Annotated in this window: 14 protein-coding genes; 10 read left to right on the top strand and 4 right to left on the bottom strand. The window is 49.5% G+C overall.

What is annotated here, in order from left to right:
• Positions 1-5: 5 nt before the first annotated feature.
• From IPG31_04955 to IPG31_04940, 4 genes are all read right to left on the bottom strand, one after another.
• Entirely contained in the window at positions 6-1,934 is a 1,929-nt protein-coding gene (locus IPG31_04955; GenBank protein MBK6617736.1) for a TonB-dependent receptor, read from the bottom strand.
• Positions 1,935-2,441: 507 nt separating this feature from the next.
• Entirely contained in the window at positions 2,442-3,332 is an 891-nt protein-coding gene (gene sucD, locus IPG31_04950) for a succinate--CoA ligase subunit alpha (GenBank protein ID MBK6617735.1), read from the bottom strand.
• Between the two features lie 27 nt (positions 3,333-3,359).
• The gene (locus IPG31_04945) at positions 3,360-4,535 is read right to left on the bottom strand and encodes a malate--CoA ligase subunit beta (GenBank protein ID MBK6617734.1); all 1,176 of its coding nucleotides are present in this window, start codon (positions 4,533-4,535) and stop codon (positions 3,360-3,362) included.
• Between the two features lie 70 nt (positions 4,536-4,605).
• Positions 4,606-5,550, bottom strand: a complete 945-nt coding sequence (locus IPG31_04940; GenBank protein MBK6617733.1) for a CoA ester lyase — start codon at positions 5,548-5,550, stop codon at positions 4,606-4,608.
• A gap of 334 nt (positions 5,551-5,884) precedes the next feature.
• Here IPG31_04940 and gmk point away from each other — a divergent pair, with 334 nt between their 5' ends.
• The 10 genes from gmk (at position 5,885) to rnc (ending at position 15,640) form a co-directional block, all read left to right on the top strand.
• Entirely contained in the window at positions 5,885-6,490 is a 606-nt protein-coding gene (gene gmk / locus IPG31_04935; GenBank protein ID MBK6617732.1) for a guanylate kinase, read from the top strand.
• A gap of 126 nt (positions 6,491-6,616) precedes the next feature.
• A complete protein-coding gene (locus tag IPG31_04930) occupies positions 6,617-6,835 on the top strand; it encodes a DNA-directed RNA polymerase subunit omega (protein MBK6617731.1) in 219 nt (72 codons plus the stop codon).
• A 108-nt stretch (positions 6,836-6,943) separates the two neighbouring features.
• Positions 6,944-7,465 carry an ATP-dependent protease subunit HslV gene (hslV, locus tag IPG31_04925; GenBank protein ID MBK6617730.1) on the top strand — a complete coding sequence of 174 codons (522 nt, stop codon included), beginning with the start codon at positions 6,944-6,946 and terminating at the stop codon, positions 7,463-7,465.
• An 85-nt stretch (positions 7,466-7,550) separates the two neighbouring features.
• Entirely contained in the window at positions 7,551-8,885 is a 1,335-nt protein-coding gene (gene hslU / locus IPG31_04920; protein ID MBK6617729.1) for an ATP-dependent protease ATPase subunit HslU, read from the top strand.
• A gap of 2 nt (positions 8,886-8,887) precedes the next feature.
• A complete protein-coding gene (locus IPG31_04915) occupies positions 8,888-10,078 on the top strand; it encodes an acetyl-CoA C-acyltransferase family protein (protein MBK6617728.1) in 1,191 nt (396 codons plus the stop codon).
• A 27-nt stretch (positions 10,079-10,105) separates the two neighbouring features.
• Positions 10,106-11,755: a glucose-6-phosphate isomerase gene (pgi, locus tag IPG31_04910; GenBank protein MBK6617727.1), complete on the top strand. Its 1,650-nt coding sequence runs from the start codon at positions 10,106-10,108 to the stop codon at positions 11,753-11,755.
• A 98-nt stretch (positions 11,756-11,853) separates the two neighbouring features.
• The gene (lepA, locus tag IPG31_04905) at positions 11,854-13,647 is read left to right on the top strand and encodes an elongation factor 4 (GenBank protein MBK6617726.1); all 1,794 of its coding nucleotides are present in this window, start codon (positions 11,854-11,856) and stop codon (positions 13,645-13,647) included.
• Between the two features lie 52 nt (positions 13,648-13,699).
• Complete coding sequence (gene lepB / locus IPG31_04900; protein ID MBK6617725.1) at positions 13,700-14,500, top strand: signal peptidase I; 801 nt, start codon at positions 13,700-13,702, stop codon at positions 14,498-14,500.
• Positions 14,501-14,534: 34 nt separating this feature from the next.
• Positions 14,535-14,912, top strand: a complete 378-nt coding sequence (locus IPG31_04895; protein ID MBK6617724.1) for a DUF4845 domain-containing protein — start codon at positions 14,535-14,537, stop codon at positions 14,910-14,912.
• A 29-nt stretch (positions 14,913-14,941) separates the two neighbouring features.
• Positions 14,942-15,640, top strand: a complete 699-nt coding sequence (gene rnc / locus IPG31_04890) for a ribonuclease III (GenBank protein MBK6617723.1) — start codon at positions 14,942-14,944, stop codon at positions 15,638-15,640.
• Positions 15,641-15,681 lie beyond the last annotated feature (41 nt).

Raw genomic sequence — 15,681 nt, 5'->3', positions numbered from 1 at the left:
ATCTGCTAGAAGCGGTAATCAATTTTTAGCCGGATAGTCCGGCCAGGTTGCGCAAAACTGTTTTGCCAGTTGGTATCGGCTGCGGGATGTTCGTAATGCTTGTTGAACAGATTATAAACACTGAGCGATGCTTCCAGGCCTTTTACCCAGCGTACATCAGTTATCAGACTCAGATTGGAAAGCAGATAGCTATTGGTGTCCGAGCCATCGAGGGTTTTACGTTTGCCGAAATACTGCAGTTCATAGCCAGCACGCAAACCGGTCATCAACGGTACAGGAATCGAAAGATTCAGCTTGCCCAGATAAGTGGGTGAGTTGGACAGATGCGAACCTTGCTGCCTGGCATTCTGTACACCAAAATTTGCCCGTAGCCGCGCACCCCAGCTCCAGGTTGTGTCAGAGGATAACTCTACTCCCCTGGCTTTTATCTTGCCGGTAGTCTGCTGAAATTGGGGAAGACCAGTATCACCGTTGATTCCCAGGGCAATCGGATTATACATATCCCATGCGTAAGCCGTCGCGCGCAAATTCATGTTGGCCAGCGGGCGATAATCGGCTACCAGCTCAATCGTATCGATCGATTCGCTGCGTAGTCCTGGATTGGCGACCTGAGTCAGATCATCACTGAAGTCACGCTCAAACGAGTTGGGTGAGCGGTGCGCCCGGCCATAGAGCGCCTTGAAGGTTGTTTGTGGCATTGCCTGCCAGATTAATGCGCCTCGCGGACTGAGTCGGCTGCCGATCCACTGGTTGTAGTCATAACGCAGGCCCACCGTAGCCGAGAGCGTATCGCTAATACGCCATTCATCCTGTGCATATACCCCGATGCGCAATACCGAAGTATTGACAGCCACATTGGCAAGAGCGTCGGCCGGATTCAGGAATGTTTGCCTGATATCGGTATTGTTCTGATACTCGACACCCAGCATCAGGGCGTGATTGGCCAGTGCTGTGGAGAGCAGGCGCATTTCGGCACCGTGCCAGTTGCTGGGCCCGGTACTTTCGGTTGGCTGGCCATCAAAGAAAAGAACGTTATTGAAGCGGTAATGGCCAAGAAACAATCGTCCCAGTACGTTAAGCGTGCCGTTAGCGAAACTGTCGTTATACTGGACTTGTGTATTCAGGTAGCGGTCGCGGGTAAACGCGCCATCCACCAGTGGCGTACTGCGGAAGGCGCCGGTTGAATCATCCTTGCGGCGATCACCATAGATAAAATCGAATGACAACGGTCCGTAAGCGGCGCGTGCAAAGAGTTGTTTGATATTTTGACCATCCATATGTCGTGCCACGCCTGCCACACCGGCATCGCCAAAATCAAAAAAATGATTGGTGCCACGTGATTGCATGCCTGAAATGGAAACCAGCGCATCCAGCCCATTAACAAATTTTTTACCAAGCGTAAAGCGCCCCTGCGGCATGACCTCCGCTGTCTGGTAGGAAGCGGAGAGCTCCGCCCCTTTGACATCTTCACCTTTACGGGTGATCACGTTAACCACGCCGAGCATGGCATTCTGTCCGTATACAGCACCACCGGGTCCCGGAATGAATTCAATGCGTTCGATCAGATCGATGTCAAGCGGAAAATCACGGCCGGTTGGTCCTGCATCGTAGGTGGCATCATTAATGCGATTACCATTGATCGTAATCAGTACACGAGTATTGCTATCTCCAGGCAGGCCCAATCCCCGCATCCCCAGATAATTATATTGATTGTCATGGGTGGCATGGACGCCAGGTAAACTGGCCAAGGCCTCGTTGAGCGTGCGCCAGCCATAGGTTCGAAAATCATTGCGGGTGAGGACGCTGATAGCAGCAGCAACTTGCTGTTGTTTTTGTTCGTATTTTGAGGCGCCCGTAATACTGATATTCATCAGATCTTCGAGATTTAATTCTTCGAGACGGGTATTGGCGTAGACAGGCAGGGCTGCTGCCATGCTGTATAGGCAAAGTAACCGGCCTAGTAATCTTGGGGTGGATTTAATTAACAGCATTAAGCAAACAGGAGTGGAAAGCGAGGCAATTAGACTTCAGGGATTAAAACAGATGACAGGTTGGCCGAGGTTCAGATAAAGAAGCGAATAATTGGCTATTTATGCGATTACATTATTTGTGGCCTGTGATTCTCTGTTTATTCTGATGAGATTGCTGGTCGCAACGCAGATAAAACACATGCCAACGTAGTATATAGGAAATTCGGGTCAAGTAAGAATTGCCTGAAATTCATCATGTTTCCAGGCTAATTCTGAAGTGGGAGAGGTGCCAGGGGTACCAGAAGAATGGCTTGGTGAATATCTGGCATGAATGGCGTCTTGCGCCATCTGTGCTAATAAACTACTCCTCATTGGGACGTATCTGGAGGGCATCTCTAAAAATTTTGTTTTAAATCCTGGGTTTTTAAAGACGCCCTCGGCATTTCTCAAATGTGGCCGAGTTGTGATGCGCTATTGAATTTTTCGTAATACTTCTGCCACTGTTTGTCCCATCAGGGAAGGGTTGGGACAGATGGTTACGCCCAATTCCCGCAATCTTTCGACTTTTTCAGCTGCACTTTCTCCGGCGGATGAAATAATCGCACCGGCATGCCCCATGCGTCTTCCAGGAGGTGCAGTCAAGCCTGCGATGTAAGCAACCAGCGGTTTGCGCATGTTTTCTTTGGCGAACAGCCCGGCATCCACCTCCATTGGCCCACCAATTTCGCCAATCATCAGTGCCACTTTGGTTTCGGGATCCTGTTCCAGTTTTTCCAGCACGTCACGATGCGAGCTGCCAATGATTGGGTCGCCGCCAATACCCACTGACGTGGAAATGCCGATATTCAGCCGCCTCATCTGGTCCGCCGCTTCATAGCCCAATGTGCCGGAGCGGCCAACGACACCAACTACGCCTTGGGCGTAAATATGTCCTGGCATGATTCCCAGCATCGCTCGCCCTGGGCTGATCGTGCCGGAGCAATTGGGTCCAGTCAGCATCATGCGATTTTCTGGCAAAAAGCGACGCAGAAAATTCTTGACGGTCATCATGTCTTGAGTCGGTATTCCGTCAGTGACCGATACGCAGTATTTGATTCCAGCATCTGCCGCTTCCATCAACGAGTCGGCGGCAAAAGCAGGCGGTACAAATACGATGCTGGCTTCCGCTCCGACTTGTTCGACGGCTTCCTTGACAGTATTAAAAACAGGCAGACCCAGATGTTTTTGGCCACCTTTTCCCGGTGTGACGCCTCCGACCACATTGGATCCATAGTCAATCATTTCCTGGGCGTGAAAGGTGCCGATTCTGCCGGTAAATCCCTGGATGATGATGCGTGTTTGTTCATTAATCAAAATTGCCACAGTTATGTTCCTTTTCTTTGTGTGTAATCAGCCGGCGACTACCTGGTTGCGCGCCGCAACGACTTTCTCAGCTGCTTCGGCCAGGGTTTCTGCCGTGATGATAGGTAAGCCGCTATCAGCGATAATGCGGCGACCTTCCTCGACATGTGTTCCGGATAGACGCACCACCAGGGGCAGCGTCATCCCGATATTACGTACCGCCTGCACCACGCCTTCGGCGATCCAGTCACAGCGGTTGATGCCAGCAAAGATATTGACCAGCATCGCTTTTACACCCTGATCTGCCAGTACCAGACGGAATGCTTTTTCAGTACGCTCTGCTGAAGCGCCACCACCGACATCCAGGAAATTAGCGGGTTCACCGCCTGCCAGTTTGATCATATCCATGGTTGCCATGGCAAGCCCTGCGCCATTGATCATGCAGCCAATATCACCATCCAGGCCAACATAGCTCAGACCGGCTTCAGCTGCCGCCACTTCCCGAGGATCAATCTGGGTGTTATCACGCAGTTCGGAAATGCGGTGACGTCGAAACAGGGCATTTTCGTCAAAACTCATTTTGGCATCGAGTGCGATCAATTCACCATTCCGGGTGACTACCAGAGGATTGATCTCGAGTATATTGACGTCATTGTCGCGAAGCGCCCGGTAGCAGCTTTTGATCATCTTGACCGCAATATTGAGTAATTCTCCATCCAGCCCCAGTGCAAAGGCCATTTTTCTTGCCTGGAAATCCTGTAGCCCAACGGCGGGCTCGATATAGATTTTCTTGATTGCATCCGGGTTGGTTGCCGCCAGCGTTTCAATGTCCATTCCGCCTTGGGCCGACCCCACGATGATGACCCGTTCATGGCTGCGGTCAATCATCAATGCAAGATAAATTTCCCTGGCTATATCGGTACCCGCCTCGATATACAGCTTGGTACAAAGTTTGCCGACCGCTCCGGTTTGGTGGGTCACCAGTCGTTTCCCCAGCAACGTTTCTGCGGTTGACTCTATTTCTTCGTGCGTCCGGCACAGTTTCACGCCACCCGCTTTGCCACGTGCGCCTGAGTGAATTTGCGCCTTGACGACCCAGATATTTCCGCCAATTTCACGACTGCGCTGTACCGCTTCTTCAACCGTATGTGCCAGGCCGCCGTTGGCGAGCTTGACACCGTATTCCGCCAGAATTTCCTTGGCCTGATACTCGTGGATATCCAATTAATTTCTCCCTCTATCTCGGTATTTATTTATTTCTACAGGTGTTTATGCCTATTGATCAACAATCAAATTATTTGGCTGCGATGGCTTCAGCCATTTTGACGATATTGTTGGCCATTCTTTCGGAGGCGGCATCAATCAGACGGCCATCCAGCGCGGCGGCGCCTTTGCCTTGTGCAGCGGCTTCTTTTAAGGCGGCCAGGATACGTTTTGCTTTTTCTACCTCCGTAGCAGGAGGGGTAAAGATCTCGTTGGCCAAGGTGATTTGTGATGGGTGAATGGCCCATTTGCCTTCACAACCCAGAGCGGCTGCACGTTTTGCCGCCAGCTTGAAACCCTCTGGATCTTGAATGTCGCCAAATGGGCCATCGATCGGACGCAGTCCAAATGCGCGACAAGCTACAGTCATACGGCTGATGGCGGCATGCCATTGATCGCCGGGGTAATCGGGGTTGAGGCCACCAATATTGGTGGTGCGTGCGCGGTTACTGGCAGCATAATCCGCCACGCCGAAATGCAAGGCTTCCAGGCGGCCACGAGTTCCCTGGCGCGCGATATCCTCGACGTTGGCCATGCCCAGCGCGGTTTCGATCAGTGCTTCCAGTCCTATCCGATTTTTCAGTCTCTGCTGAATTTCAAGTTGATTGACCATGGCCTCCACCATGTAAACATCCGAATACACTCCAACTTTGGGGATCAGCAGCGTATCGATCTTGTGTCCAGCCTGTTCGACCAGGTCCACGACATCACGCACCATGTATTGAGTATCCAGGCCGTTGATACGTACAGAAAGGGTAATGCCATGCCCCTTCCAGTCGAGATCGTTGATCGCCTGGATAATATTTTTGCGTGCAGATAATTTGTCATCTGGCGCAACGGCATCTTCCAGATCAAGAAAAATAAAATCCACGCCACTTTTCAGCGCTTTCTCAAACATTTCGGGGCGGGAACCAGGTACAGCCAGTTCGCAACGCTGTACGCGTTGAATCTTGGTTTCATAAAGGGTGTGACTCATTTTGTCTCCATTCTATTCATTTAAGGGTTAAGGAGGCTCTGATTAACTCACCTTTGTCATTCCGAACGTAGTGAGGAATCTTTGGCAATCAACAATATAGATTTCTCGCCATGCTCGAAATGACAGTTATTCAGAGGTTCCTTAATTCACTTTTGGCTATTACAAAACAAAAACAGACTGACAGTTTTTCTGGCGTGTTCTGTCAGCGCTACCAAATCCCGCAATTATAACATTGGCAATCCTCGACTCTGCTCAAGCTGCGTTGGCGTCAAAACCATGAATTCTGGTAAAATTTCCCGATCAACCAACAAGCCAAATAAAATATAATCCGTCAATGAGTTTTCTAATTGTCGTCAGCGCACCTTCTGGTACAGGTAAAACCAGCATTGTCAGCTCGTTATTGCAGGTGGATTCCAATATCAATCTCTCTGTATCGCATACCACACGCCCACCACGACAAAATGAAGCAGATGGCCGTGATTATTTTTTTGTGGATCGTGCGCGTTTTCAAGAGATGTCGAAGCAGGGGGATTTTCTCGAAAGTGCCGAGGTATATGGTAATTTTTATGGTACTTCCCGTAGCTGGATTGAAGAAAAAATGGCGGCAGGCAAGGATGTTTTATTAGAAATAGATTGTCAGGGAGCGCTGCAGGTGCGTGAATTATATCCACAAGCCCTGTCCATTTTTATTCTGCCACCTTCACTGGAAACATTGAAACAACGCCTTAAACAACGTGGCATGGATGAAAATAAGGTCATTGAACGCCGATTGCTTGCAGCTCGTGAGGAGGTTAGCCATGTACACAAATACGACTACCTGGTAGTCAATCAGGACCTGCAGGAAACCGTTCAGGAGATCGCTTGTGTTGTGCGTGCGGAGAGACTCAAGGTAATCAGGCAACTTGCCAGGCAGCGTGAATTGATTGCGCAGTTTGCCTGATTTAGTGCTATAACCCTAGGGATATTTCCAGCAATGTTTGGCAAGATGCCATATTGAGTGCGTATTCTTGTTAAACCAGATTTGTTCACACTTTTCAAAAATTACCCAGACCGGAGCGAATTAATAATGGCAAGAATTACTGTAGATGATTGTCTTGAAAGAATACCCAACCGATTCAATATGACGCTTGCTGCAACAGCGAGAGCAAGACAAATTTCGGTTGGATCCACCCCCATGATTGAAGAATCCAATGACAAACCAACCGTTATTGCGCTGCGCGAAATGGCACAGGGAAAGTATGGAGAAGAAATTATCAATGTTGGCCGTTTATCACAATTCTGCTAGCTTTGATGTGATGGTCTGCGTTTTGCTGTCTTCCGGTAAGTGGAGATAACGCATGAATTCGCTGATCACTAAAAATAGTTATTTCTTTTTTCATCAGGATTAAAAATCATGACAACGATCGTATCTGTGCGGCGTGGTGAACAGGTTGCACTGGGCGGGGACGGCCAGGTGACACTGGGTGCGGTGGTTGCCAAGGCAACGGCTCGCAAGGTGCGCAGACTGTACCACGAAAAAGTACTGGCCGGGTTTGCGGGTGGAACAGCGGATGCGTTTACTTTGTTCGAACGCTTTGAAAGCAAACTGGAGAAACACCAGGGGCATTTGTTGCGTTCGGCAGTTGAGCTCGCCAAGGACTGGCGTACCGACCGGATGTTGCGTCGCCTGGAAGCCATGCTGGTGGTGGCAGATCGTGAGGCTACCCTGATTATTACGGGTGCAGGTGATGTGATCGAACCTGAGCATGGACTGGCAGCAATCGGCAGTGGGGGTGCCTATGCTCAGGCGGCTGCGCGCGCCTTACTCGAAAATACCGATCTGGGTGCCCGGGAGATTGTTAGTCAGGCACTGACCATTGCCGCAGATATTTGCATTTATACCAATCAATCACATGTGATTGAGCAGCTCGACTGAGGGTATTCCTAAAAATCTTATTCAGAAATCTGGATTTTTGGAAGTACCTTAAACCTTATTGTATCCAGCGCCAGGAATAAACATCATGACCCAAATGACGCCACAAGAAATTGTGCATGAACTCAACAAACACATTATTGGACAGGAGGCAGCCAAACGTGCTGTGGCAATCGCGCTGCGCAACCGCTGGCGTCGACAACAGATCGATGAGCCGTTGCGTCAGGAGATTACTCCCAAAAATATTCTGATGATCGGTCCAACCGGTGTGGGTAAAACCGAGATTGCCCGGCGACTGGCAAAGCTCGCCGATGCGCCATTCATCAAGATCGAAGCAACCAAATTTACGGAAGTAGGTTATGTTGGACGTGATGTCGATTCAATCATTCGTGATCTGGTTGAATCCGCTATCAAGCAGGCGCGCGAGCTTGAGATCAAGCGTAATCGACCACTGGCAGAAGATCGGGCGGAAGAACGTATTCTTGATATTCTATTACCAGCCGCACGCGATACTGGCGGCACCCAATCCGAGCAGCATGAAGAGCACAATACGACCAGGCAAAAATTCCGCAAAAAATTGCGTGAAGGTGACCTCGATGATAAAGACATTGAAATTGAAGTTGCCATGTCTCAGGCCAGTATGGAAATCTTTGCCCCTCCTGGCATGGAGGAGTTGACCACCCAAATTCAGGGTATGTTTCAGAACCTGGGGACAGGCAAAAAAAAATCTCGTCAACTGTCTATCCGCGAGGCCAGAAAACTGCTTACTGAAGAGGAAGCGAGCCGGTTGATCAATGACGAGGAGCTGAAAGTCAAAGCGGTACAGAATGTAGAGCAAAACGGTATCGTTTTTCTGGATGAAATCGACAAAATCACCAGTCGTTCAGAGGTGTCTGGATCGGATGTTTCCCGGCAGGGAGTGCAGCGGGATTTGCTGCCACTAGTGGAAGGCACGACGGTTTCAACCAAATATGGAATGATCCGCACGGATCACGTTTTGTTTATTGCCAGCGGCGCATTTCATATTGCCAAACCATCCGATCTGATTCCTGAGCTGCAGGGTCGTTTCCCAATCCGGGTCGAACTTGATAGCCTCAGCGCCAGTGATTTTGAGCAAATTCTCACCAATACCGATGCCTGCCTGATCAGGCAGTATCAGGCGCTATTGAAAACTGAAGGGGTCGAGCTTAAGTTTACGGATGAGGCTATCCGACGATTGGCTGAAATTGCTTCGATAGTCAATGAAAAAACTGAAAATATCGGTGCGCGACGATTACATACCGTGCTGGAAAAGCTGCTGGAAGATATCTCTTTTAATGCGACACGCCACGAAAATACAAGCCTGACAATTGATGCCGCGCTCGTTGATGCGCGCCTGGGAGAATTATCCCGGAGTGAGGATCTGGCGCGTTACGTGCTCTGATTATGCGCCGTGCTGTGGCTGATGTTGTCGTCCTGAGTGGCGTCAGAACTGCCATTGGTGATTTTGGTGGTGCACTCAAGGAGTGTTCTCCAATAACGCTTGCGAGCCTGGTTGTCAAAGCGGCGATTTCCCGTTCCGGGATTGATCCAGCGACAATTGGGCACTGTTTTGCGGGTCATGTCATTCCAACTGAGTCTCGTGATCTCTATTTGGCTCGCGCAATTGCTATTGAGGCGGGGTTGATGCAATCGGCTGCTGCACTGACACTTAACCGGATTTGTGGCAGTGGCCTGCAGGCCATTATTTCTGCCGCCCAGAGTATTATGCTGGGTGACACCAAAGCAGCTGTCGCCGTAGGTGTTGAATCCATGAGTCGCGGAGGGTATCTGTTGCCTTCGCTGCGCTGGGGACAGCGAATGCGGGATGCAGTGGCGATGGATATGATGGTCGCTGCATTGACTGACCCCTTCGATCATGTGCATATGGGAGTGACGGCAGAGAATATTGCAAGGAAATGGAAAATCACTCGTGAGCAGCAGGATCAGTTTGCGCTGGAAAGTCACCGGCGCGCACGGCATGCCATTGATCAAGGTTATTTTCGTGACCAGATTGTTCCCGTCGAAATGACAGACCGTAACGGTAACCGGTCATTTGTGACGGATGAGCACCCTCGTCAGACCAGTCTTGACGCACTCGCAAAATTGCCCTCGGCCTTTATTGAGAACGGTACCGTAACTGCTGGAAACGCTTCCGGTATCAATGATGCTGCTGCGGCGCTGATACTCATGGAAAGTGGTGCGGCTGAGAGGCAGGGCGAACTGATACCGCTTGCGCGACTGGTTGCGTATGGTCATGCAGGAGTTGATCCGGCTTTTATGGGAATTGGCCCGGTACCGGCGGTCAGGCAAGCGATGCAACGGGCTGGCTTGCGAGTCGAAGATATGGATGTCATCGAATCTAATGAAGCCTTCGCTGTCCAGGCTTATGCGGTTGCGCAAGAACTGGATTTCGATCCACAAAAGACCAATCCCAATGGTGGTGCCGTGGCACTGGGGCATCCGGTTGGCGCGACCGGGTGTATTTTGTCAGTCAAAGCTATTCATGAGCTGCATCGTTGTCGTGGCCGGTATGCGTTGGTTACATTATGTATTGGTGGTGGTCAGGGTATTGCCGCGATATTCGAACGCCTCTGAATTTGAAAATATGATTTCTGAAAATACATGTCCACTTTGACTGAATCTCCTGCCTGGATTGCGCTGGCGGCGCACCACGCGCAGATCATAAATCAGCCGATCTCTTCACTTTTTGATCAGGATTCACAGCGTTTTGTGAAATTTTCCAGGCAACTTGACACGATACTCCTTGATTTCAGCAAGCAGCTGCTGGATGAAACGACACTTACTTGTTTACTTGCGTTGGCGCGCCAGCAAAATCTGCAGGACTGGATCAGGCGGATGTTTTCCGGCGACCGGATCAATACCACCGAAAACCGTGCAGCACTGCATATTGCGTTGCGTGCTGATACGCCAGTCTATTTCGATGGTGTAGATGTTATGCCAGAGGTCAACGCGGTTTTGCAGCAGATGGCAGGATTCGTTGCCGCCATTCATAACCATACTCATCGCGGCTACTCTGGCCTGCCGATTGTCGATGTTGTCAATATCGGTATCGGGGGTTCTGATCTCGGTCCGGTGATGGTTACAGAAGCGCTGAAGCCCTATTGTCTGCCGCAACTGAAGGTACATTTTGTTTCGAATATTGATGGCGCCCAATTGACCGGAGTGTTGCGAAATCTCGATCCGGCCACGACGCTGTTCATTATCGCATCCAAGACATTCACCACCCAGGAAACGCTCACCAACGCACATTCCGTACGCGCCTGGTTTCTGGAAAAGGGGGGTAACGAAGCAGCAATTGCCCGTCATTTCGTGGCGGTCTCCACTAATCTTGCCGCAGTGCAGCAATTCGGGATCGCTGCCGAAAACATGTTTACTTTCTGGGACTGGGTCGGAGGGCGCTATTCGTTATGGTCGGCCATTGGGTTGCCCATTGCGCTGGCAATCGGAATGAATAACTTTTGTGAGCTTCTGGCGGGTGCACGTGACATGGATCAGCACTTCCTCAATACGCCGCCGGAAGATAATTTACCGGTCCTGTTGGGATTGATCGGCATCTGGCAGATCAATTTTTGTCAGGCTAAAAGTCACGCTATTCTGCCCTATGATCAGTCCCTGCATCGCCTTCCGGCATATCTGCAGCAATTGGAAATGGAGAGCTGTGGCAAACGTGTTACCCGTGATGGTGAAGCAGTGGATTACAGTACGGGCGTTATCGTCTGGGGAGAATCCGGCACCAACGGCCAGCATGCGTTCTATCAGCTACTGCACCAGGGTACCCAGGTCTTTAATGCAGATTTTCTGGCACCGAGTAACGCGCAGCATCCGCTGCAACATCATCACACGATGCTACTGGCAAATTTTCTTGCCCAAACCGAAGCGCTGATGTGCGGCAAAGACACTCAGACCGTGCTTACTGAGCTGGAGGCGGCTGGTAATTCACAACAGCGTATCGAACAGCTATTGCCGCATCGATTTTTTCCCGGTAATCGGGGGACAACGTCCATTTTTTTTAAAAAACTGGATCCGGCTACGCTGGGAGCGCTGATTGCGCTTTATGAACACAAGGTTTTTGTGCAAAGTGTGATCTGGAATATAAATCCCTTTGATCAATGGGGGGTGGAGCTTGGTAAGCAACTTGCCAATACTATACTTTCTGAGTTAACAAACGGACAGTCTTCTGTAGAGCATGATGCATCAACTACTGGATTGATACACTGCTTCCGGGAATGGCGCGCCCGCATGAATGAGTAAGCCATCCATGGCTCATGTCAACTTCATCAGGATTGTATACAATCCCCTCTTTTTTTGCGTAGTTGTAACGTTTATTTACGCTTTTCCGGGAATGGCTAATGCAGTCTATTCGTAATTTTTCAATCATTGCTCACATTGATCATGGCAAATCCACGCTTGCCGATCGTATTATTCAATATTGTGGTGGTTTATCCGAGCGTGAGATGGAAGAACAGGTGCTTGATTCCATGGATCTGGAGCGTGAACGCGGTATCACGATCAAGGCGCAAACCGTTGCGCTGACTTACCAGGCTCGTGATGGTAATAGTTATCTGTTCAATCTGATTGACACCCCTGGGCATGTTGATTTTTCCTATGAGGTTTCCCGCTCGCTATCTGCCTGCGAAGGGGCATTACTGGTGGTGGATGCCTCTCAGGGAGTGGAGGCGCAAACGGTTGCCAATTGTTATACCGCAACGGAACTCGGGGTCGAAGTCATTCCGGTACTGAATAAAATTGATTTGCCGGCGGCTGATCCAGACCGGGTAGTGACCGAGATTGAGGATGTGATTGGTATTGATGCTACTGATGCCGTGCGTATCAGCGCCAAAACCGGTGAGGGACTGGAAGACTTGCTGGAAACAGTCGTCGCTAAAGTGCCGCCGCCAAAAGGTAACATTGATGCGCCACTGAAGGCATTGATTATCGATTCGTGGTTTGATAATTATGTGGGCGTCGTCATGTTGTTGAGGGTGGTGGACGGGGTGCTCCATACCGGAGACAAAATCCGACTGATACACAGCCAAACCACCCATCTGTGCGAGCGGGTCGGTATTTTTCAGCCCAAAGCGGTAGACCGTTCTTCCTTGAGCGCAGGTGAAGTGGGTTTTATCATCGCGGGCATCAAAGATTTGAAATCGGCGAAAGTGGGTGATACCGTAACCCTGTTTGATCGTTCTGCCTCTGAAGCGCTGACCGGATTCATGGAAATCAAACCGCAAGTGTTTGCCGGATTGTATCCCGTTGAATCCAATCAGTACGATGCGTTACGTTCGGCGCTGGAAAAACTGCAGCTCAACGATTCCTCCCTGCAATTTGAACCCGAAACTTCGCAGGCGCTGGGGTTTGGTTTTCGTTGCGGCTTTCTGGGGTTGCTTCATCTGGACATTGTGCAGGAGCGGCTCGAGCGGGAATATGATATGGACCTCATCACCACGGCACCAACGGTGATTTATGAGGTAGTCATGCGGGATGGTAATGTGGTCAAAATTGAAAATCCTTCCAGGTTGCCCGACGTTTCTTCTATTGCCGAAATACGTGAACCCGTCATCACGGCGACTATTCTGGTGCCCGAGGAGTATCTGGGCGCGGTCATTACATTGTGTGTTGGTAAACGTGGTGTCCAAAAGAATATGCAATATATGGGCAGGCAAGTGATGCTGGTTTTTGAATTGCCGCTGAATGAAGTTGTCATGGATTTTTTCAACCGGTTAAAATCCGTGAGTCGTGGTTATGCTTCTCTGGATTACGAATTCCTTGAATTCCGGTCTGCCGATCTGGTTAAACTCGATATCTTGATTAACAATGAAAAAGTGGATGCCTTATCTCTGATTGTGCATCGTGTCAGTAGCCAGTCAAGAGGGCGTGAGCTGGCGCAAAAAATGCGGGAACTCATTCCCAGGCAAATGTTTGATATTGCCGTGCAGGCGGCAATTGGAGCGCATATCATTGCGCGTGAAAATGTCAAAGCAATGCGTAAAAATGTGCTGGCCAAATGTTATGGAGGCGACATCACGCGCAAACGAAAATTGCTTGAAAAACAGAAGGCAGGTAAAAAACGGATGAAGCGAGTGGGTAATGTGGATATCCCCCAGTCAGCATTTCTGGCTATTTTGCAGACGGATAATAAATAATACCCATACCTTAATTGTTGGTTAAATTTTCAGAATCAAGTAGAAATACATTATGAATTTTCCTTTAGTCTTACTTGTGTTGCTGGTGGTGACAGGCGGGATCTGGACGCTGAATCATTTCTGGTTAAAACCCAAGCGTAATCCCGAAGAAGTGGAACCGTGGTGGATCGAATACCCCGTCAGTTTTTTTCCCGTGATTCTAATCGTGTTCTGCCTGCGGTCATTTCTGGTTGAACCGTTCAAGATACCATCCGGGTCAATGATTCCTACTTTGCTGGTGGGAGATTTCATTTTGGTTAACAAGTTTACCTATGGCATCAGGCTCCCCGTCATCAATCGTAAAATTGTCGATTTGAATGAACCCGTCCGTGGGGATGTGCTGGTATTCCGGTTTCCGGAAGATCCTTCCATTGATTACATTAAACGTATCGTTGGTGTGCCGGGCGATAAAATTGAGTATCGTAACAAACAACTGAGCGTCAACGGAAAACCCGTCAAGCTCGAGCTGAATGGTGATTACAAGTATGTCGAGTCCGGATTGGCCTATATTTATACGCAGAAATTCAGCGAGAAAATAGAGGATCGGGAATACCATATCCTGATCAACCAGGAAATGCCTGCAATACAATTATCTGCCGTCCATTATTTTCCGCAGCGGGAAAATTGCCAGTTTGATCACGCTGGCTTTGCCTGCGAAGTACCCGCAGGAAATTACTTTACCTTAGGTGATAACCGTGACGGCAGCAGTGATAGTCGGTATTGGGGGTTTGTTCCGGAGAGCAATATTATTGGTAAGGCTTTCCTCATCTGGTGGAATTTCAGTGATCTGAGCAGAATTGGTACGTCAATTTGACGATCTGTTTGTCAATTAATCAGGAGATAGCATGATGCGCCAGGATATTCCACAGCTCAAAAGCAGGCAACATGGAGTGACTCTGACAGGGTTGCTGCTATGGTCGGTCGTGATTATCGTGATTACAATTTTCGGTATGCGTCTGATCCCGGCCTATATTGAATTTGCAGCAGTCAAGCGGGCAATGGTCGCCACGGTCAGTGATCCTGCTCTGAAGGAGGCAGGTATCAGCGCATTGCGTCAGGGGTTTAACAAACGTGCGAGCATAGATGATATCAAGTCTGTTACGGGTAAAGATCTGGTAATTGAAAAACAGAATAATCAGGTGGTGATGCGTGCCAGTTATACGGTCAAAAAACCGCTGTTTGCCAACATTTCGCTATTGATTGACTTTGAGGCATCCAGTCATTGACTGGAATGCGCAAATTGTCGGCGCGGAGCATGGATGCCATTCTGCAGACACCACCGCACCTGATATTTTTTGACAGAATCGGCTACACTTTCAAACAGCCTGATTTATTCCGGGAAGCGCTGACGCATCGTAGTTTTGGACTGCCTCATAACGAACGGCTTGAATTCCTTGGTGATAGTTTATTAAATTGTGCTGTCTCTGCCTTATTGTTCAAACGTTTCCCCCAATTACCGGAAGGTGATCTGACCAGAACACGGGCCAACTTTGTCAACCAGGATGCCTTGTATTCATTGGCCTCTGGTGTGGGATTGGGTGAGTTGATCCTGCTGGGTGATGGTGAACGTAAAAGTGGGGGACATCGTCGCCCATCCATTCTGGCTGATGCGCTGGAAGCCATCATTGGCGCGGTTTATCTTGAAAGTGGATTTCAGGAAGTTGAGCGTCTTATTGCCAGACTGTATGGCACACTGGTCAATGATCTGGATATCGATGCGTCTGGTAAGGACGCTAAAACACTGCTGCAGGAGTATCTGCAGCATCGAAAAATAGATTTACCGCAATACAGGGTGATATCCATTGCGGGTGAAGCACACGCACAAACGTTTCGGGTTGAATGTATGGTCGAGAAACTGGCCATTCTCACGCAGGGTGAGGGAACCAGTCGCCGCCGCGCTGAACAGGAAGCCGCGCAGCAAGCTTATGCGAAGATAACCCGCAGCGACAGGTAGACAACTTGATCGTTTCTTGTTTAGCTCTGAATTTTAGAGAC

The sequence above is a fragment of the Nitrosomonas sp. genome, from assembly GCA_016703745.1.
Lineage (GTDB): Bacteria > Pseudomonadota > Gammaproteobacteria > Burkholderiales > Nitrosomonadaceae > Nitrosomonas.
The sequence above is the reverse complement of the archived record's forward strand: the minus strand, read 5'-3'. Positions and strand labels throughout refer to the sequence as shown.

Bases quoted from the DNA above. Each gene is read 5' to 3' on its own strand.
- IPG31_04915 (MBK6617728.1), top strand. From the start codon at position 8,888: ATGCGCCGTGCTGTGGCTGATGTTGTCGTCCTGAGTGGCGTCAGAACT.
- lepA (MBK6617726.1), top strand. From the start codon at position 11,854: ATGCAGTCTATTCGTAATTTTTCAATCATTGCTCACATTGATCATGGC.
- IPG31_04955 (MBK6617736.1), bottom strand. From the start codon at position 1,934: ATGGCAGCAGCCCTGCCTGTCTACGCCAATACCCGTCTCGAAGAATTA.
- hslU (MBK6617729.1), top strand. From the start codon at position 7,551: ATGACCCAAATGACGCCACAAGAAATTGTGCATGAACTCAACAAACAC.
- IPG31_04895 (MBK6617724.1), top strand. From the start codon at position 14,535: ATGCGCCAGGATATTCCACAGCTCAAAAGCAGGCAACATGGAGTGACT.
- rnc (MBK6617723.1), top strand. From the start codon at position 14,942: ATGGATGCCATTCTGCAGACACCACCGCACCTGATATTTTTTGACAGA.
- gmk (MBK6617732.1), top strand. From the start codon at position 5,885: ATGAGTTTTCTAATTGTCGTCAGCGCACCTTCTGGTACAGGTAAAACC.
- pgi (MBK6617727.1), top strand. From the start codon at position 10,106: ATGTCCACTTTGACTGAATCTCCTGCCTGGATTGCGCTGGCGGCGCAC.
- lepB (MBK6617725.1), top strand. From the start codon at position 13,700: ATGAATTTTCCTTTAGTCTTACTTGTGTTGCTGGTGGTGACAGGCGGG.
- IPG31_04930 (MBK6617731.1), top strand. From the start codon at position 6,617: ATGGCAAGAATTACTGTAGATGATTGTCTTGAAAGAATACCCAACCGA.
- hslV (MBK6617730.1), top strand. From the start codon at position 6,944: ATGACAACGATCGTATCTGTGCGGCGTGGTGAACAGGTTGCACTGGGC.
- IPG31_04940 (MBK6617733.1), bottom strand. From the start codon at position 5,550: ATGAGTCACACCCTTTATGAAACCAAGATTCAACGCGTACAGCGTTGC.